Annotated in this window: 17 protein-coding genes; 3 read left to right on the top strand and 14 right to left on the bottom strand. The window is 71.7% G+C overall.

The annotated features are described in order from the left end of the window. Nucleotides 1-133: 133 nt before the first annotated feature. The 7 genes from truB to rimP form a co-directional block, all read right to left on the bottom strand. Nucleotides 134-1,039, bottom strand: a complete 906-nt coding sequence (gene truB, locus ACFWI4_RS32915) for a tRNA pseudouridine(55) synthase TruB (protein ID WP_387203809.1) — start codon at nt 1,037-1,039, stop codon at nt 134-136. Then, nucleotides 1,036-1,494, bottom strand: a complete 459-nt coding sequence (rbfA, locus tag ACFWI4_RS32910; protein ID WP_387203806.1) for a 30S ribosome-binding factor RbfA — start codon at nt 1,492-1,494, stop codon at nt 1,036-1,038. The genes truB and rbfA overlap by 4 nt, the downstream gene beginning before the upstream one ends. A 43-nt stretch (nt 1,495-1,537) precedes the next feature. Then, complete coding sequence (locus tag ACFWI4_RS32905) at nt 1,538-1,831, bottom strand: DUF503 domain-containing protein (protein ID WP_385408850.1); 294 nt, start codon at nt 1,829-1,831, stop codon at nt 1,538-1,540. A gap of 221 nt (nt 1,832-2,052) precedes the next feature. Beyond that, nucleotides 2,053-5,199: a translation initiation factor IF-2 gene (gene infB, locus ACFWI4_RS32900; protein ID WP_387203803.1), complete on the bottom strand. Its 3,147-nt coding sequence runs from the start codon at nt 5,197-5,199 to the stop codon at nt 2,053-2,055. A 148-nt stretch (nt 5,200-5,347) separates the two neighbouring features. After that, nucleotides 5,348-5,626 (bottom strand): YlxR family protein, encoded by a 279-nt coding sequence (locus tag ACFWI4_RS32895; protein WP_385408854.1) that lies wholly within the window; start codon nt 5,624-5,626, stop codon nt 5,348-5,350. Nucleotides 5,627-5,727: 101 nt separating this feature from the next. Beyond that, on the bottom strand, nt 5,728-6,726 hold the full coding sequence (gene nusA / locus ACFWI4_RS32890; protein WP_385408856.1) for a transcription termination factor NusA: 999 nt from the start codon (nt 6,724-6,726) through the stop codon (nt 5,728-5,730). Nucleotides 6,727-6,728: 2 nt separating this feature from the next. Next, entirely contained in the window at nt 6,729-7,226 is a 498-nt protein-coding gene (gene rimP, locus ACFWI4_RS32885; protein WP_387203799.1) for a ribosome maturation factor RimP, read from the bottom strand. 251 nt (nt 7,227-7,477) lie between these two features. Here rimP and ACFWI4_RS32880 point away from each other — a divergent pair, with 251 nt between their 5' ends. From ACFWI4_RS32880 to ACFWI4_RS32870, 3 genes are read left to right on the top strand one after another with little or no spacing between them, the layout of a single operon-like run. Then, on the top strand, nt 7,478-8,152 hold the full coding sequence (locus ACFWI4_RS32880) for a hypothetical protein (protein WP_387203796.1): 675 nt from the start codon (nt 7,478-7,480) through the stop codon (nt 8,150-8,152). Then, nucleotides 8,149-8,622: a ferritin-like domain-containing protein gene (locus ACFWI4_RS32875; protein ID WP_385408862.1), complete on the top strand. Its 474-nt coding sequence runs from the start codon at nt 8,149-8,151 to the stop codon at nt 8,620-8,622. The genes ACFWI4_RS32880 and ACFWI4_RS32875 overlap by 4 nt, the downstream gene beginning before the upstream one ends. A 39-nt stretch (nt 8,623-8,661) precedes the next feature. Beyond that, nucleotides 8,662-9,606, top strand: coding sequence for an aminoglycoside phosphotransferase family protein (locus ACFWI4_RS32870; protein ID WP_387203836.1), 945 nt, complete (start codon nt 8,662-8,664; stop codon nt 9,604-9,606). 124 nt (nt 9,607-9,730) lie between these two features. Here ACFWI4_RS32870 and ACFWI4_RS32865 read toward each other — a convergent pair whose 3' ends face one another. The 7 genes from ACFWI4_RS32865 to dxr form a co-directional block, all read right to left on the bottom strand. Continuing rightward, entirely contained in the window at nt 9,731-11,422 is a 1,692-nt protein-coding gene (locus ACFWI4_RS32865) for a proline--tRNA ligase (protein WP_387203793.1), read from the bottom strand. Between the two features lie 71 nt (nt 11,423-11,493). Then, complete coding sequence (locus ACFWI4_RS32860; protein ID WP_385408866.1) at nt 11,494-12,063, bottom strand: GNAT family N-acetyltransferase; 570 nt, start codon at nt 12,061-12,063, stop codon at nt 11,494-11,496. A 61-nt stretch (nt 12,064-12,124) separates the two neighbouring features. Further along, nucleotides 12,125-12,973, bottom strand: a complete 849-nt coding sequence (locus ACFWI4_RS32855) for a GNAT family N-acetyltransferase (RefSeq protein WP_387203789.1) — start codon at nt 12,971-12,973, stop codon at nt 12,125-12,127. A gap of 106 nt (nt 12,974-13,079) precedes the next feature. Beyond that, nucleotides 13,080-13,841: an SDR family oxidoreductase gene (locus ACFWI4_RS32850; protein ID WP_387203786.1), complete on the bottom strand. Its 762-nt coding sequence runs from the start codon at nt 13,839-13,841 to the stop codon at nt 13,080-13,082. A 495-nt stretch (nt 13,842-14,336) separates the two neighbouring features. Beyond that, the gene (gene ispG / locus ACFWI4_RS32845) at nt 14,337-15,494 is read right to left on the bottom strand and encodes a flavodoxin-dependent (E)-4-hydroxy-3-methylbut-2-enyl-diphosphate synthase (protein WP_339131929.1); all 1,158 of its coding nucleotides are present in this window, start codon (nt 15,492-15,494) and stop codon (nt 14,337-14,339) included. Between the two features lie 171 nt (nt 15,495-15,665). Further along, nucleotides 15,666-16,970, bottom strand: coding sequence for a M50 family metallopeptidase (locus ACFWI4_RS32840; protein ID WP_385403844.1), 1,305 nt, complete (start codon nt 16,968-16,970; stop codon nt 15,666-15,668). Next, on the bottom strand, nt 16,967-18,223 hold the full coding sequence (gene dxr / locus ACFWI4_RS32835) for a 1-deoxy-D-xylulose-5-phosphate reductoisomerase (protein ID WP_387203782.1): 1,257 nt from the start codon (nt 18,221-18,223) through the stop codon (nt 16,967-16,969). The genes ACFWI4_RS32840 and dxr overlap by 4 nt, the downstream gene beginning before the upstream one ends. Nucleotides 18,224-18,297: the final 74 nt, after the last annotated feature.

Below are 18,297 nucleotides of genomic sequence, written 5' to 3'. Positions count from 1 at the left end.
CAGGTCGGATGGATACACCCTTGGGTGGGGGAACCGAGGGGGACCGTCGAGCGGCGGGCACGAGACCCCGTGACCGCCGCTCCACGGGCGCCGTGCCGCGCCGTGCCGCGCGCCCGCCGGGGGCGCGCGGTGCTCAGGCGAAGACGGCCAGGCTCTTGGCCTTGCCCTTCTGCTCCTCGACCAGCGCGAGGAACTGCCCCTCGGGGTCGAAGACGGCGACGGTGCCGTTGCCCGCGTACTCGTCGGGCATCTCGATCCGGACGCCGTTGAGCAGCAGCCGGGCCCGCTTGGTGTCCACGTCCCAGCGCGGGAACGCGGCCGCGGCCGCCTCCGCGATCGGCATCACGGTCAGCTCCTCCTGGAGCTGGTCGAGGGTGCGCGCGGAGTCCAGCTTGTACGGGCCGACGCGGGTGCGGCGCAGGGCCGTGAGGTGGCCGCCGACGCCGAGGTCGGCGCCGAGGTCGCGGGCGATCGCCCGGATGTACGTGCCCGAGGAGCAGACGACGGAGACGACCAGGTCGAGCACCGGGGTGCCGTCCTCGGCGACCGCGTCACGGATGTCGTACACCGTGAACGAGGAGATGGTCACCGGGCGGGCCGGGATCTCGAAGTCCTCGCCCTCGCGCGCCCGCTTGTACGAGCGCACGCCGTCGATCTTGATGGCGCTGACCTTGGACGGCACCTGCATGATGGCGCCGGTCAGCCTGGCCACCCCGGCGTCGATCGCGTCCCGCTTCACGCCGGAGGCGTCCGCGGAGGAGGTGATCTCGCCCTCGGCGTCGTCGGTCAGCGTGTTCTGGCCGAGCCGGATCGTGCCGAGGTACTCCTTCTCGGTGAGCGCGAGGTGCCCGAGGAGCTTGGTGGCCTTCTCGACCCCGAGGACGAGCACGCCCGTCGCCATGGGGTCGAGGGTGCCCGCGTGGCCGACGCGGCGGGTCCTGGCGATCCCGCGCATCTTGGCGACCACGTCGTGCGAGGTGAAGCCCGACGGCTTGTCGACGATGACAAGCCCGTCGGGCGTTTTGGTCTTCTGCGTCATCGAGCCGAGTCGTCCTCGTCGTCCTCGTCGTCCTCGCCCGGCTTCTTGTACGGGTCGGCGTCGCCCGCGAAGGCGGCACCGGCCGAGACCTCGCGCACCTTCGCGTCCGAGGCCCGTGCCTTGTCGAGCAGGTCCTCGATGGTCTTGGCGGTGTCCGGGAGGGCGTCCGCGACGAACGTCAGCGTCGGCGTGAACTTCACGCCCGCCGCCGCGCCGACGGCCGAACGGAGTACGCCCTTGGCGCTCTCCAGGCCCGCGGCCGCCTCGGCACGCTGCTCGTCGTCCCCGTACACCGTGTAGAAGACGGTGGCCTCCCGGAGGTCCCCGGTGACCCTGGTGTCCGTGATGGTGACGTGAGTGCCGAGCCGCGGGTCCTTGATCCCGCGTTGCAGCTTCTGGGCCACCACCTCTCGGATGAGGTCCGCCAGCCTCTTCGCCCGCGCGTTGTCGGCCACTGGTCCGTCTCCTTCTTCGCCTTGCGTGTTGCGTCGGTCTTCGTCAGTCTTCGTCGCTGTGGAGCCTGCGTCGTACCGACAGCAGTTCCACCTCCGGTCGGGCCGCGACCAGCCGTTCGCACCGGTCCAGTACGTCGGTCAGGTGCGCGGTGTCCCCGGAGACCACCGCCAGGCCGATCTCCGCCCTGCGGTGAAGGTCCTGGTTGCCCGTCTCGGCGGCACTCACCGCGTACTTCCGCTGGAGTTCGGCGACGATCGGCCGGACGAGAGAGCGTTTCTCCTTGAGCGAGTGAACATCGCCGAGGAGCAGATCGAAGGACAGCGTCCCCACATACATGTGTAACCGGATGTCCCGCCGGTACGGGGTAGACGGCCTGCCAAAGCGCTTGGCAGGGACATCAGAACCGTACAACGAACCGTCGGCTCGCTCGACGGGGTTTCCGGGCCCGGTCACACAGTTCCCCGCGCCCCGGGAAGGGACGCGGGGAATCGTGTGATCCGGCAAAAGCCAGGCTGGCCGGCGGTGACTGCTCACCGCCGGCCAGCCTGGGAACCGCTTTACGAGCGCGGCTTCTCGCGCATCTCGTACGTCGCGATGACGTCGTCGACCTTGATGTCGTTGAAGTTTCCGAGGTTGATACCACCCTCGAAGCCTTCGCGGATCTCGGTGACGTCGTCCTTGAAGCGACGCAGCCCGGAGATGTTGAGGTTCTCCGCGATGACCTTGCCGTCGCGGACGAGGCGCGCCTTGGTGTTGCGCTTGACCTCGCCCGAGCGGACCAGGACACCGGCGATGTTGCCCAGCTTGGACGACTTGAAGACCTCGCGGATCTCCGCCGTGCCGAGCTCGACCTCCTCGTACTCCGGCTTGAGCATGCCCTTGAGGGCCGCCTCGATCTCCTCGATGGCCTGGTAGATCACCGAGTAGTACCGGACGTCGACGCCCTCGCGCTCCGCCATCTGCGCCGCGCGGCCCGCAGCGCGGACGTTGAAGCCGATGACGATGGCGTCGGAGCCGGTCGCCAGGTTGATGTCGGACTCGGTGACCGCACCCACACCGCGGTGCAGGACACGGATGTCGACCTCGTCGCCGACGTCGAGCTGGAGCAGCGAGGACTCGAGAGCCTCCACCGAACCGGACGCGTCGCCCTTGATGATGAGGTTGAGTTCCTGCACCAGACCGGCCTTGAGGGCCTCGTCCAGGTTCTCCAGGGAGAACCGGACACCCCGGCGGGCGAAGTTGGCGTTGCGCTCGCGCGCCGCCCGCTTCTCGGCGATCTGCCGCGCCGTGCGGTCCTCGTCGACGACGAGGAAGTTGTCGCCGGCGCCCGGGACGTTGGTGAGACCGAGGACGAGGACCGGGGTCGAGGGACCCGCCTCTTCCACGTTCTCGCCCTTGTCGTCGAGCATCGCGCGGACACGGCCGTACGCGTCGCCGACCACCATGGTGTCGCCGACCCGCAGGGTGCCTCGCTGGACCAGGACGGTCGCGACGGCACCGCGGCCGCGGTCGAGGTGGGACTCGATCGCAATACCCTGCGCGTCCTGCTCCGGGTTGGCCCGCAGGTCGAGCGAGGCGTCCGCGGTCAGGACCACGGCCTCCAGCAGGCTCTCGATGTTGAGGCCCTGCTTGGCGGAGATGTCGACGAACATGGTGTCGCCGCCGTACTCCTCGGCCACCAGACCGAACTCGGTGAGCTGTCCGCGCACCTTGGTCGGGTCGGCACCCTCGACGTCGATCTTGTTGACCGCGACCACGATCGGCACGTCGGCCGCCTTGGCGTGGTTCAGCGCCTCGATCGTCTGGGGCATCACACCGTCGTTGGCCGCCACCACGAGGATCGCGATGTCGGTCGACTTCGCGCCACGGGCACGCATGGCGGTGAACGCCTCGTGACCCGGGGTGTCGATGAAGGTGATCTTGCGCTCTTCGTCGTTGACCTGGGTCGTGACCTGGTACGCACCGATGTGCTGGGTGATACCGCCGGCCTCGCCCGCGACGACGTTCGTCTTGCGGATGGTGTCGAGAAGGCGGGTCTTACCGTGGTCGACGTGACCCATGACGGTCACGACCGGCGGACGCGCGACGAGGAACTCCTCGCCACCCTCGTCCTCGCCGAACTCGATGTCGAAGGACTCGAGAAGCTCGCGGTCCTCCTCCTCCGGGCTGACGATCTCGATGACGTAGTTCATCTCGCCGGCGAGCAGCTGGAGGGTCTCGTCGGAGACGGACTGCGTGGCAGTGACCATCTCGCCGAGGTTCATCATCACGGCGACGAGCGACGCCGGGTTGGCGTTGATCTTCTCCGCGAAGTCGGTGAGGGAGGCACCGCGCGACAGGCGGACGGACTGTCCGTTGCCGCGAGGCAGCATCACGCCGCCGACCGACGGGGCCTGCATGGCCTCGTACTCCTGGCGCCTCTGCCGCTTCGACTTGCGACCGCGACGCGCGGGACCGCCGGGACGGCCGAACGCACCCTGCGTGCCACCACGGCCACCGGGACCACCCGGACGACCGCCGAAGCCGGGACGACCGCCGCCGCCACCGCCGGGACCACCCGGACGGCCGGCGAAGCCGCCGCCACCGCCACCGGGACCACCGGGACGACCGGCGAAGCCGCCGCCGCCACCGCCGGGACCGGCCGGACGACCGGCGAAGCCGCCGCCGGGACGACCGCCGCCGGGACCGCCCGGACGACCGCCGCCTGCACCCGGACCACGGCCACCGGGGCCGCCGCCGGGACGCGGGCTGCCCGCGGCAGGACGCTGAGGCATCATGCCGGGGTTCGGACGGTTACCGCCCGGACCGCCGCCGGGACGCGGGGCCTGCGGACGGGGCATGCCGCCCGGGGTGGGACGGGCACCGCCCGGACCGCCCTGCGGACGCGGGGCGCCGCCGGGACCGCCCTGCGGACGGGGAGCACGGTCCTGGCCGCCGGCACCCTGCGGGCGCGGGCCGCCGGGGGCACCGGCGCCACCGGGACGCGGGGCACCGCCGGGACGGGGCGCCTGCGGGCGCGCCATGCCGGTGGAGCCACCAGAGGTGAACGGGTTGTTGCCCGGACGGGGACCCGCGGGACGGGCACCACCCGGACGCGGGGCCTGGCCGCCGGGACGCGGGGCGCCCTGACGGTCGCCGCGCTCGGGACGGTCACCACGGCCCTGACCGCCCTGGCCGGGAGTACCGGCCGGACGGGCACCGGGACGCGGGGCCTGGCCGGCGGGACGCGGGGCGCCCGGACGGGGACCCGCGGCCGGAGCCGAGGGGGCCTGCTGCTGCGGCGCGGCCGGCGCCGACGGGGGCGCCGTGAACTCGGCCGCGACCGGAGCCGGAGCCGCCGGAGCGGGCTTCGGGGCCGGCTTGGGGCCGGGCATCGGGCGCGGGCCCGAGGCGGCCGGGGTCACCGGAGCGGCCGCGGGCTTCTCGGCCGCGGCCGGCTTCGGGGCCGGCGGGCGCGGGGCGGCCGGACGGGCAGCCTGCGCCGGGGAGGGGGCGCCCGGCTTCGCCGGGGCAGCCTTGCGCGGGGCGGCCTTGCCGCCACCGTTGCCCTGCTGGAGGGCATCTGTCAGTTTGCGTACGACGGGGGCCTCGATCGTCGAGGACGCCGAACGGACGAATTCACCGAGTTCTTGGAGCTTGGCCATGACGACCTTGCTCTCTACGCCGAACTCCTTGGCGAGTTCGTATACCCGGACCTTAGCCACTTCGCTCCTTTTAGGTCCGGGTCTGCGTCCGGACCGTCGCTACTTCATGGGCGTACTCATCGCGTGCTCATCGAGTGCTCATCGCAATCTCGACCTACTTCCAACTCGCGGAATACCAGGGCCGCACGGGGGTTCCGTACGACGCTTCTTACGGTGCTGCCTGCTCGACGTAGAGGCGCAACGCCGCGGTGTCGAGCGGTCCCGGGGCGCGCAGCGCCCGTGGGATCGCCCGGCGGCGGACCGCCAGATCGAGACAGACCGGAACGGGGTGCACGTACGCACCCCGACCAGGCAGCGTACCGCGATGATCGGGGACACCTTCACCCTCGACCGCCACGATGCGCAGCAAGTCTCTCTTGGCCGCTCGCTCCCGGCACCCCACACAGGTGCGTTCAGGGCATGCGCGGGCTCGCGTCCGGCCAGACACTGTTAAGTCTACCTCCCCGTACCGACCTCACCCCTTTGGGGCAAGAATCGAACGGTTGTTGTCGTGATGTAAGCGACGCGCGGGCCGGATCTATTCCCGGTCTATTCCCCGCGCTGCCCGTCGGGCTGCTCGGTGTCCGGACGGATGTCGATCCGCCAGCCGGTGAGGCGCGCGGCGAGGCGGGCGTTCTGGCCCTCCTTGCCGATCGCCAGCGACAGCTGGTAGTCGGGGACCGTCACCCGCGCGGAGCGGGCCGCGAGGTCGACGACCTCGACCTTGGAGACACGGGCCGGCGAGAGCGCGTTGGCCACCATGTCGGCCGGGTCGTCCGACCAGTCGACGATGTCGATCTTCTCGCCGTTGAGCTCGGCCATCACGTTGCGCACCCGGCCGCCCATCGGGCCGATGCAGGCGCCCTTGGCGTTCAGGCCGCTGCGGTTGGACCGGACGGCGATCTTCGTGCGGTGGCCGGCCTCACGGGCGATGGCGGCGATCTCGACGGAACCGTCGGCGATCTCCGGCACCTCCAGCGCGAAGAGCTTCTTCACGAGGTTGGGGTGCGTACGGGACAGGGTCACGGACGGACCGCGGACACCCTTGGCCACCCGTACGACGTACGAGCGCAGGCGCAGGCCGTGCTCGTAGGTCTCGCCGGGGACCTGCTCCTGCACGGGCAGGATGGCCTCCAGCTTGCCGATGTCGACGAGCACGTTCTTCGGGTCGCGGCCCTGCTGGACCACACCGGTGACGATGTCGCCCTCGCGGCCCGCGTACTCGCCGAGGGTCGCGTCGTCCTCCGCGTCCCGCAGACGCTGGAGGATGACCTGCTTGGCGGTGGTCGCCGCGATCCGGCCGAACCCCGAGGGGGTGTCGTCGAACTCGCGGGCCTCCTGCCCCTCCTCCAGGTCGGCGGGGTCCTCCTTCGCCCACACGGTCACATGACCGGTCGACCGGTCGAGTTCCACGCGCGCGCGCCGGCGGCTTCCCTCGGTGCGGTGGTAGGCGATGAGGAGGGCCGACTCGATCGCCTCGACCAGCAGGTCGAAGGAGATCTCCTTCTCCCGCACCAGACCCCGCAGGGCACTCATGTCGATGTCCACGGCTACGCCTCCTCTTCCTTCTTGTCCTTGCGGTTGAACTCGACCTGGACGCGGGCCTTGACGATGTCTCCGAAGGCGAGCTTCCTGGCGGTGGGCTTGCGCCCCTTCACGCCCGGCACCTCGACGTCGAGACCGTCGTCCTCGACCCGCAGGATCCTGGCGAGCAGTTCGCCGTCCTCCGCCAGCTGGAACTTCACCAGGCGGTCGGTGGCGCGTACGTAGTGACGGTGCTCCTTGAGCTCGCGCTCGGCACCGGGGGTCCCGACCTCGAGGGTGTACTCACCGGCACCCATCACGTCGGTCTCGTCGAGCTTCGCCGAGAGCGCGCGGCTCACATCGGCGATCGCGTCCAGATCGGCGCCCTCGTCGGAGTCGACGACGACGCGCAGTACACGCTTACGGCCTACGGCCTCGACTTCGATCTCTTCCAGATCGAGTCCCTGGGAGGTCACGAGCGGATCCAGGAGTTCTCGAAGCCTCTCGCTCTGGGTCGTGCTCATCCGGGTGACTCCTCGGCCGCGTGTGCTGTTGTGGGTTGGTCGCGTGTCAGCTCAAAGGGTATCCGGTCGCGGGGGGTGTTGCCGTCCACCGGGCGGGCGGGGCGGCGCCCCGGGACCCCGGCGGGACCGCGCCGAACGGGGCCGGGGACAGTTGGAGGAGAGCCGCTGGGCCGTGTTCGGCCGATGCGCGGGTACCGTGATCACGGGCAGTTCGCCCATACATTCGTACGAGCCCTCCGAGGACGTCTGCCGTGTCGTTCCCCCTGCCGTCGCGCACCCCGTCGGGTCCGCGCCGAAGGACCCTGCTCGCGGCCGCCGCGGGTGCCTTCGCGCTCGCGGGCTGTTCCGCCGCTCCCGAGTCGTCGGGCGACACCACGAGCGGCAGCCCGTCGCTCGCGGACCGGACCCGCGCCCGTGCGGCCCGCGACAGCTCGACCCTCTCCGACCGGTACACCGCGGTGATCGCCGCGCATCCGCAGCTGGCGGAGCGGCTCGGTCCGCTGCGGGCGGAGGTCGTCCGGCACGCGAAGGCGTTCGGGGGCGGCAGCGCGGGAGCGACGGCGGCTCCGTCGGGGTCCGCTTCGGCGGCCGCCTCACCTACGGCGCCGGCATCTGCATCGGCTTCCGCGTCCTCCACCGGATCCCCGTCCGCGTCGGGTCCGGCTTCGGGTCCGGCTTCCGAGTCGTCCGCTTCGGGGTCGCCGTCCGCTTCGAGTTCGGCCTCGGCCTCGGCTTCGGGCGGGGCCTCCGGTGTGCCTGCCCGGCCCAAGGACGCGCTCGCCGAACTGGCCTCCGCCGAACTGGCGCTCGCGGACGAGCGGACACAGGCGCTGGTGCACGTCCCCGGCGAACTCGCCCGGCTGCTCGCCTCGGTGGCGGCGGCCGGCGCGGCCCACGCGTTCCTGCTGACGAAGGCGGCGAAGTGAGCAAGCGGAGCAGGACCGAGGAAGCGGAGCTCACGGCCCTTCAGGCCGCGCTGGGCGCCGAGCACGCGGCCGTCTACGGCTACGGCGTCGTGGGCGCCAGGATCGGCGCGGCCCGGCAGTCGGACGCCCGGTCGGCGTACGACGCCCACCGGGCGCGCCGCGACGAACTCACGCGCGCGGTCAGGGACATGGGCGCCGCGCCCGAGGCCGCGTCGGCCGCGTACATGCTGCCGTTCCCGGTGACGGACACCGCCGCGGCCATACGGTTCGCGGCCGACCTGGAGGAGCGGGTGGCCGACGTGTACTCCGACCTCGTGCGCGCCGCCACCGGCGACCGGCGGCGCATGGCGGCCGGGGCGCTGCGCGAGGCCGCGGTGCGCGCCGTGCGCTGGAGCGGCGAGAGCGTAGCCTTCCCTGGGCTCGCCGAGCGGGCGGCCACCCCGTCCCCGACGGCACCCTCGCCGACGTAACGCGACCTGGAAGGAAACATCTCGCGCATGGACTCGCGCATGGCCTTCGAACCGCCGCAGCGCCTTCTCCGGGCACTCGGCGAGACCCGCCGGAGCGGGCCGGAAGGCGCCGACGAGGCCGACGAGTGGCTGGAGAGCCTGCCCGGGCTGGCCCGACAGGCCGTCGCCGTACGCGAGTTGACCGTGGAACGGGTGCAGGCGCCGGGCGGGCGCAGCAGTCTGGTCGTGCTGGTGCGGCGGGCCGACGGCACGCCCGCGGTGCTGAAGCTGGCGCCCGCGCGGGCGCGTCCGCGGAGCGAGCGGGCCGCGCTCGCCCACTGGGACGGGCTCGGCGCGGTCCGGCTGCTCGACTCCGACGGCGTCGGGCAGGACGCGTCCGCCGACGGCGCCCTGCTGCTGGAGCGGCTGCACCCGGACGTGTCGGTGCGGTCGCTGCCGGAGGCGAAGGCCCTGCTGGAGGCGGCGGGGACGCTGCGGCGGCTGTGGGTCGAGCCGCCCCCGGACTCCGGCTTCGAGACCGTGGCGGAGCGGACCGGACGGCAGGCCGAGGCCATGCGGGCCACGGCGGCGGGCGAGGCAGGGGCCGGGGTCAGGGATCTGGTCGACGCGGCCCTCGCGGCCCGCGACGAGCTGCTGGCCGACCCGCCGGAGGCACGGCTGCTGCACGGCACGTTCCGCCAGAGCAAGGTGCTCGCCGCCGAGCGGCTGCCGTGGCTGGCCGTGGGGCCCGACCCGGTGGTCGGGGAGTGCGCGTTCGACCTGGCCCGGCTGGTCCGCGACCGGGTGGAGGACCTCATCGCCTCTCCTTCGGGCGCGTCGATCACCCGCCGGCGGATCAAGCGGCTCGCCGAGTCCCTGGACGTGGACCAGGCGCGGCTGCGCGGCTGGACCCTGTTCCGCGCCGTCGAGTCGGGCGTCCGGGCGGGCCGGGTCGGCCGCGCCCAGGACGCCGAACTGCTCCTGGAGTTCGCCGGCTGGCTCTGAGCTCGTCCCCTGCACGGGTTCACGGTTCACGGCTTTACGGGTTCACGGCCATACGGGTTCACGGAAACGACCGAGCGGCGCCGCGCACCCTGTCCGGGGTGCGGGGCGCCGCTCGGGTCGTCGGCTAGGCCGTGAGGCGGGCGATCGCCTCTTCGACGGTCAGTTCCTCGCGCTCGCCGGTGCGGCGGTCCTTCAGTTCCAGGACGCCCTCGGCCGAACGGCGGCCCGCGACCAGGATCTTCGGGACGCCGATGAGCTCCGCGTCGGTGAACTTCACGCCCGGGGAGACGCCCGCGCGGTCGTCGACCAGGACCCGGATGCCCGCGGCGCCGAGCTGCTCGGAGACGTCGAGCGCCAGCTCGGTCTGGAGGGCCTTGCCCGCGGCGACGACGTGCACGTCGGCGGGAGCGATCTCCTTGGGCCAGCACAGGCCCTGCTCGTCGGCCGACTGCTCCGCCAGCGCGGCGACGGCGCGGGAGACGCCGATGCCGTACGAGCCCATGGTCACGCGGACCGGCTTGCCCTGCTGCCCGAGGACGTCGAGGCCGAAGGTGTCGGCGTACTTGCGGCCGAGCTGGAAGATGTGGCCGATCTCGATGGCACGGTCCAGCTTGAGGCCGGCGCCGCACTTGGGGCAGGGGTCGCCCTCTTCCACCACGACCACGTCGAGGTAGTCGTCGACCTCGAAGTCACGGCCGGCCACGACGTTCTTCGCGTGCGTGTTGATCTTGTTGGCGCCGGTGATCCAGGCGGTGCCGGGGGCCACGCGCGGGTCGGCGATGTAGCGGACCTTCTCCAGGCCCTGCGGGCCCACGTAGCCGCGTACGAGGTCCTCGCGGCCCACGAAGTCCTCGGCCGTGACGAGTTCGACGACGGCCGGGGCCAGGTGCTCGCCGAGCTTGCCGAGGTCGACCTCGCGGTCGCCGGGGACGCCCACGGCCACGATCTCGCCGTCGATCTTGACCAGCAGGTTCTTCAGCGTCGCCGAGGCGGGCACGCCGAGGTGCTGGGCGAGCGTCTCGATGGTCGGGGTGTCGGGGGTGTCCAGCTCCTCGACCGCGCCGTGCTCACCGGCGACGGGCGTGAGCTTGAAGGTCACGGCCTCGGTGTTGGCGGCGTAGTCGCAGGCCGGGCAGTCCACGAAGGTGTCCTCACCTGCGGGCGCGGGCGCGAGGAACTCCTCGGAGGCCGAGCCGCCCATGGCGCCGGAGACGGCGGACACGATGCGGTAGTCGAGGCCCAGACGCGCGAAGATCTTCTGGTAGGCCTCGCGGTGCAGCCGGTAGGACTCGGCGAGACCCTCGTCCGTGATGTCGAAGGAGTACGAGTCCTTCATCTGGAACTCGCGGCCGCGCAGCACACCGGCGCGGGGACGGGCCTCGTCGCGGTACTTCGTCTGGATCTGGTAGAGCATGACCGGCAGGTCCTTGTACGAGGCCACCTGGTCCTTCACGATCAGCGTGAAGATCTCCTCGTGCGTGGGACCGAGCAGGTACTCGGCGCCCTTGCGGTCCTTGAGGCGGAACAGCAGGTCGCCGTACTCCTCCCAGCGGGCCGAGGCCTCGTAGGGCTCCTTGGGCAGCAGGGCCGGGAGGAGGACCTCCTGGGCGCCGATCGCGTCCATCTCCTCGCGGACCACGCGGGAGATGTTGTCGAGGACCTTCTTGCCGAGCGGCAGCCAGGTCCAGATGCCCGCGGCGTTGCGGCGGACGTAGCCGGCGCGGACGAGCAGCTTGTGGTTGAGCGTCTCGGCGTCCGCCGGGTCGTCACGCAATGTCTTGACCATCAAACGGGACATGCGCTGGACCTGGGCCATGGTTCTCGACTCCTGCTGCGTAAGGGTGATGTCTGGAGGTTATCCGGGCGGCGGCCGTCCCCGGAAATCCATTAGGGGTGTCGGAGGGGCAAGGGGGCGCCCATCACCGCGTACGGCTTGGGGGCGCTCGGGAACAGGACCCGGCGCGCGAGGTCCTCGTAGCCCAGGGAGCGGTACAGGCCGCGGGCCGGGCTGTCGATGTCGATCGCGGAGAGGATCGAACGGGGCTCGGTCGCCGTGTCGGTGATGGCGGTGATCAGGGTGCGTCCCACGCCCCGGTTCTGGAAGCGGGGGTGGACGTGCAGTTCGGTGATCACGAAGGAGTCGTCGAGCCAGCCGTCGTGGCCCTGGGCCCGCAGATACGGTTCGACGACGGTGGACCACCAGTGGGCGCGGTCGTTCGGCATGCCGTAGACGAATCCCACGAGCCGTCCGTCGGCGGTGGTGGCGCCCAGCGCGCGTGCTCCCGGGCAGGTGAGGTGGCGCAGCACGATCTGGCGTCGTACGGCGATCTCGTCGGCGCCGAGCCCGAACGCGAGCGCCTGCACGGCGAGCGCCTCGTCGACGCGCGCGGCGAGATCCAGCGGGCCGATGACCACGTCGTCGAACCGGCGGTGGCCGTGACCGGGGAAGCGCAGCATGCCGGGAGACTACCTGGCGGACCGTGTGAGGCGTGAGGTGCGGGCGGGCCCGCTCCCGGCGTCAGAACAGGACACTCATGAACGCGCCGGCCTCCTGGAAGCCCACGCGGCGGTACGTCGCCCGCGCCGCGGTGTTGAAGTCGTTGACGTAGAGGCTGACGACCGGGGCGACGTCGGCGAGGGCGTAGCGCAGCACGGCCGCCATGGCGGGGGCCGCCAGTCCCCGGCCGCGGTGCTCGGGGGCCATCCACACCCCCTGGATCTGGCAGGCCTCCGCGGTCGCGGCGCCGATCTCCGCCTTGAAGACGACGTTGCCGTCCTGGTCGAGGCGGGCGAAGGAGCGGCCCGAGCCGACGAGCTCGGCGACCCGGGCCTGGTAGAGCAGTCCGCCGTCGCCGGCCAGCGGGGAGACGCCGACCTCCTCGGTGAACATGGCGACGCAGGCCGGCATGATCGTCTCCATCTCGTCCTTGCGGATGCGGCGGACGTACGGATCCGGGGTGATGCCCGCGGGCAGCCGGTCGGTCACCATCAGCGGCTGGTGGGCGCGGACGTCGCGGGCGGGGCCCCAGCTCGGTTCGAGGAGCCGCCACAGCTGGGCGGTGGACTCGGCGGGTCCGACGATGGAGGAGCAGCGGCGGCCGCTTCTGCGGGCACGGTCGGCGAAGCCGCGGACGGCGCGGGGGGTGGCGCAGATCGGGACGAGGTTGGCGCCGGCGTAGCACAGGGACTGGAGCATGCCGTCCTCGTACCAGCCCCACATCTCTCCGCCGAGCCGCCACGGGTCGAGCCCGGCGACCTGTACTCGGGAGGTGACGAAGGCGTTCGCCACCGGCTCGCGGCCGAGGACGGCGAGCGCGGCGTCCAGGTCACTCGGTTCGAGGACCCTGGTGGTGGTCTGGGTCAACACGTGCGGGGGCCTCACCCTGGGATCTGCTGATCTCCGCACTGTACCTGGCGAGGTTGTGCCCCGCCGCCCCTCGTACCGGCGGAACGGTCCGGCCCGTGCCGTGCGGTCAGCGGGCGACGAGCTGCTGGCCGCCGTCCACGTCGAAGGTCGCGCCGGTGAGTGCTTCGTTGACCATGAGGTGGACGGCGAGCGCCGCCACGTCCTCGGGTCCCACGACCCGGCGGATGGGCAGGGTCCGGCGCAGTTCCTCCCGGCGTTCCTCCAGCCGGTCGCCGAGCAGCGCGGCGGACAGGGGGGTGTCGACGAATCCGGGGGCGATGAGGTTGGCCCGGATCGGTGCGAGTTCGAGGGCCAGGTTGGCGGTGAGGGCGGGCAGGGCCGCGGTCATGGCGCCGACGATCGACATGCCGGGTCCTGGCCGGCGGCCGCCGGTGCCGCCGATGAAGATCAGGGTGCCGCCGGCCCGGACCTTGTCCCTGCTGCCGAGGGCGACGCCGAGTGTCATGGACAGGCGCTGGGCGAACGCACGGCTCGCCCTGTCGACCTCCATGTCGTCCAGGGGCATGTAGGCGGGGCTGCCCGCGGTGAGGAGGATGTGGTCGACCGGGCCGGGCAGGTTCTCGAAGAACTCCGCGAGGCGGGCGGTGTCGCTCGCGTCGAACGCGGCCGTGCCGACCGGCTGGAGTTCCCGTGCGGCCTCCTCCAGCCGTTCCGGGTTCCGGCCGACGAGGACCAGGTGCCCGCCGTCGGCGCGTACCTGGCGGGCCGTCTCCCGTCCGATGCCGGCGCTCGCCCCGATCACCACGACCGTCTGGCCGGCCAGACCCTGCGGGCGAGGCGTTTTAGGTACTGCTCGGTCAGCGGTCATGGCGTGCCTCCTGGGCCGGGCGCACCGGCCGTGGGTCGCGTGACAGGGGCCGTGCGGTCACCTGGGCTCGGACCAACACCCCGCCCCGCCGTTCGTCCGTGCCTGCGGAAAGCCGCGCCGGGACCGTACGGTCCGGCGCTCCGCCCCATCGTCGCGCCCGTCCCCGGAACGCGCCTGTCGGAGGGACCGGGGCGGGACGCCGGGCGGGGGCGACGCCGGGCGCGGCCAACACCACCGGGACGCGGCGCACCGACTCGACGCACGCCAGGACGCAGCGCATGCCGGGAAGCGGCAGCCGTCGGGGCGCAGCCGGGGCGCGGCCAGGCCGGGGCGCCCGGTGAATGCCGGAGCCCGGGGCGTTCGGCCGGGTGTCGGAGTGGCAGAGGCCCCCGGGCCCCGCGCCTTGCCGGGAGCCCCAGCCGTCCGGTGTCGGATCGGGGGGTCGGAAGGCGCGGGGCCCGGGGGCCTCGTAAGGGACTGCTGGGAGCCGGGGCGTCAGCCCGCCACGGACACCGACGGTTCGCCGGAGGCGACTCCGTCGGCCTCCATCTGCTCGGCGAGCTTCATCGCCTCTTCGATCAGGGTCTCGACGATCTTCGACTCGGGGACGGTCTTGATGACCTCGCCCTTGACGAAGATCTGGCCCTTGCCGTTGCCGGAGGCGACACCGAGGTCGGCCTCGCGGGCCTCGCCGGGGCCGTTGACGACACAGCCCATGACGGCGACGCGGAGCGGGACCTCCATGCCGGTGAGGCCGGCGGTGACTTCCTCGGCCAGCTTGTACACGTCGACCTGGGCGCGGCCGCAGGACGGGCAGGAGACGATCTCCAGGCCGCGCTGGCGCAGGTTCAGCGACTGGAGGATCTGGAGGCCGACCTTGACCTCCTCGACCGGCGGGGCCGACAGCGAGACGCGGATGGTGTCGCCGATGCCCTCGGAGAGCAGGGCGCCGAAGGCCACGGCCGACTTGATGGTGCCCTGGAAGGCGGGTCCCGCCTCGGTGACGCCGAGGTGCAGCGGGTAGTCGCAGGCCGCGGCGAGCTGGCGGTAGGCGTTCACCATGACGACCGGGTCGTTGTGCTTGACCGAGATCTTGATGTCCCGGAAGTCGTGCTCCTCGAAGAGGGAGGCCTCCCACAGCGCGGACTCCACGAGCGCCTCGGGCGTGGCCTTGCCGTACTTCTGGAGCAGGCGCTTGTCGAGGGAGCCCGCGTTGACGCCGATCCGGATCGGGGTGCCGGTGTCCTTGGCGGCCCGCGCGATCTCCTTGACCTGGTCGTCGAACTGCTTGATGTTGCCGGGGTTGACGCGGACGGCCGCGCAGCCGGCGTCGATCGCGGCGAACACGTACTTCGGCTGGAAGTGGATGTCCGCGATGACGGGGATCTGGGACTTCTTGGCGATCGTGGCGAGCGCGTCGGCGTCGTCCTGGGTGGGACAGGCGACCCGCACGATCTGGCAGCCGGACGCGGTCAGCTCGGCGATCTGCTGGAGCGTCGCGCCGATGTCCGACGTACGCGTGGTCGTCATCGACTGCACCGAGACGGGTGCGTCTCCACCCACGGCGACGGTCCCGACCTGGATCTGCCGGGTCTTGCGGCGCTCGGCCAGCTTGGTCGGGACGGACGGCATGCCGAGAGAAATCGCAGTCATCTGATGTGCAACCCCAAGTTGTGGATCAAGGTCCCGGAAATCGTGGGCTCCGGGGTCCGAGATTACGGTACGGGCGCACCACCGGGCACATCACGCCCCCGGCGTTCAAACCCCCAGGACGGACGACGGCCGGGCACCCGAAGGTGCCCGGCCATCGCCTCTGCGGTACGACTACGAGATTTTCACGGGGTTGACCACGTCCGCGATCAGGACGAGGACCGTGAAGCAGACGAAGATCCCGGCCACCACGTAGGCCACCGGCATCAGCTTCGCCACGTCGAACGGGCCCGGGTCGGGGCGCCGGAGCACCTTCGCCGTGTTGCGCCGCAGCGACTCCCACAGGGCCCCGGCGATGTGCCCGCCGTCGAGCGGGAGCAGCGGGAGCATGTTGAACAGGAAGAGGGAGAGGTTGAACCCGGCGACGAGCAGGAGCATCATCGCGACCTGCTGCGACGCGGGGATGTCCAGGGTGAAGACGTCGCCGCCGATGCGGGCCGCGCCGACGACGCCCATGGGCGAGTCGGCCTTGCGCGGGGCGTTGTCGAAGGCCGCGTTCCACAGGTCGGGGACCTTGCCGGGCAGCGACACCAGGGACTCGATGCCGTTCTGCATCATGTCGCCCATGCGGGTCACGGACTGGCCGAAGGACTGCTGGACGATGCCGGAGGCGGGCGTGAAGCCGAGGAAGCCGGCGTACACGTACTTGCCCTCGACGTAGCCGCCGTTGCCGTCCGTCTTGCTCACCTGGTTCTTGATCAGGTGGGCCTTCAGGGGGACCTGCTGCCCCTTGCGCTCGACGGTGATCGTGACGTCCTTGCCGGGGTTGGCCCGGATGTCGGACTGGAGGGCGGACCAGTCGGAGACCGGCTTGCCGTCGAAGGCGACGATCTTGTCGCCGCCCTTGAGGCCGGCGGCCTTCGCGGGTGCCGCCTGGTCGTTCGCGGCGCACTTCGTGCGGTTCTCGCTCTGCTGGATGACGCAGTCGGAGACCTTGCCGACCGTGGTGGTCTGGGTCTGGACGCCGAACGTCATCATCACGCCGAGGAAGATCGCGACGGCGAGCACGAGGTTCATGAAGGGGCCGGCGAACATCACGATCACGCGCTTCCACGGCTTGCGCGTGTAGAAGAGGCGGGTCTCGTCCCCGGGCTGGAGTTCCTCGAAGGCGGCCGACCGGGCGTCCTCGATCATGCCCCGGAACGGGGAGGTCGAGCGGGCCTCGATCCGTCCGTCGGGGCCGGGCGGGAACATGCCGATCATGCGGATGTAGCCGCCGAGCGGCACGGCCTTGATGCCGTACTCGGTGTCGCCCTTCTTGCGCGACCAGATGGTCGGCCCGAAGCCCACCATGTACTGCGGCACCCGGATGCCGAAGAGTTTGGCCGTCGACAGATGTCCCAGCTCGTGCCACGCGATCGAGATCAGCAGCCCGAGCACGAAGACGACTATGCCGAGGATCATCATCAGGGTCGTCATGCACGAGCCTCCGGGCTTGTCGTCTGTGCCGTCAGTTCACGGGCCCGGGCGCGCGCCCAGGTCTCCGCTTCGAGGACGTCCGCGACGGTCAGAGAAGTTCCCGTACACGGTGTGCCGTGTTCCTCGACGACCCGGGTGACGGTCTCCATGATCCCGTTGAACGGCAGTGTGCCGTTCAGGAACGCGTCCACGCACTCCTCGTTGGCGGCATTGAACACCGCCGGAGCCGTGCCCGCGAGCCGCCCCACGTGCCGGGCGAGTCCCACGGACGGGAAGGCGTCGGTGTCGAGCGGGAAGAACTCCCAGCTCGACGCCTTCGTCCAGTCGAAGGCGGGTGCCGCGTCCGGGACGCGTTCGGGCCAGCCGAGACCGATGGCGATGGGCCCCCGCATGTCGGGGGGCGTCGCCTGCGCGATCGTCGAGCCGTCCGTGAATTCCACCATCGAGTGGACATACGACTGCGGGTGCACGACCACCTCAATGCGGTCGAAGGGAATGTCGTAGAGGAGGTGCGCCTCGATGACTTCCAGCCCCTTGTTGACCAGGGTCGCGGAGTTGACGGTGATGACCGGCCCCATGGCCCAGGTGGGGTGCGCGAGGGCGTCGGCCGGCTTCACGTCCGCCAGCTCCGCCTTCGTACGGCCGCGGAAGGGGCCCCCGGACGCGGTCACGACCAGTTTGCGGACCTCGGCGCGGGTGCCGGAGGCGAGCGACTGGAAGAGGGCGGCGTGCTCGGAGTCGACCGGGATGATCTGGCCGGGCTTGGCCAGCGCCTTCACCAGCGGCCCGCCGACGATGAGCGACTCCTTGTTGGCGAGCGCCAGCGTGCGGCCCGCCTCCAGCGCGGCGAGGGTGGGCGCGAGGCCGATGGAGCCGGTGATGCCGTTGAGGACGGTGTGGCAGTCGGAGGCGGCGACCTGGGTGGCCGCGTCGGGTCCGGCGAGCAGCTCGGGAAGGGCCTCACCGGGCGCGTACCGGGCCGCGAGGGCCTCCCTGAGCGCGGGGACGGCGTCCTCGCGCGCCACGGCGACGGTCCGTACCCGCAGCCGGTGGGCCTGCTCGGCGAGGAGGTCGACCCGGCCGCCGGCGGCGGACAGCGCGGTGACCCGGAACCGGTCGGGGTTGCGCAGCACGAGGTCGATGGCCTGGGTGCCGATCGAGCCGGTGGATCCGAGGATCACGACATCCCTGACTCCGTCCACGGGGTCGAAGACGAGATGCGGATCGGCGAGGGGGGCTGGACTGTCGCTCATCCCCCCATTGTGGCCGCATCGCGGCGGCCACAGGACAGGGCGTCCCTCATTCCGCCGCCCTTCCCCGTGACCGG

Origin of the sequence: Streptomyces sp. NPDC127038, assembly GCF_042725875.1 — a bacterium.
GTDB lineage: Bacteria > Actinomycetota > Actinomycetes > Streptomycetales > Streptomycetaceae > Streptomyces.
The sequence above is the reverse complement of the archived record's forward strand: the minus strand, read 5'-3'. Positions and strand labels throughout refer to the sequence as shown.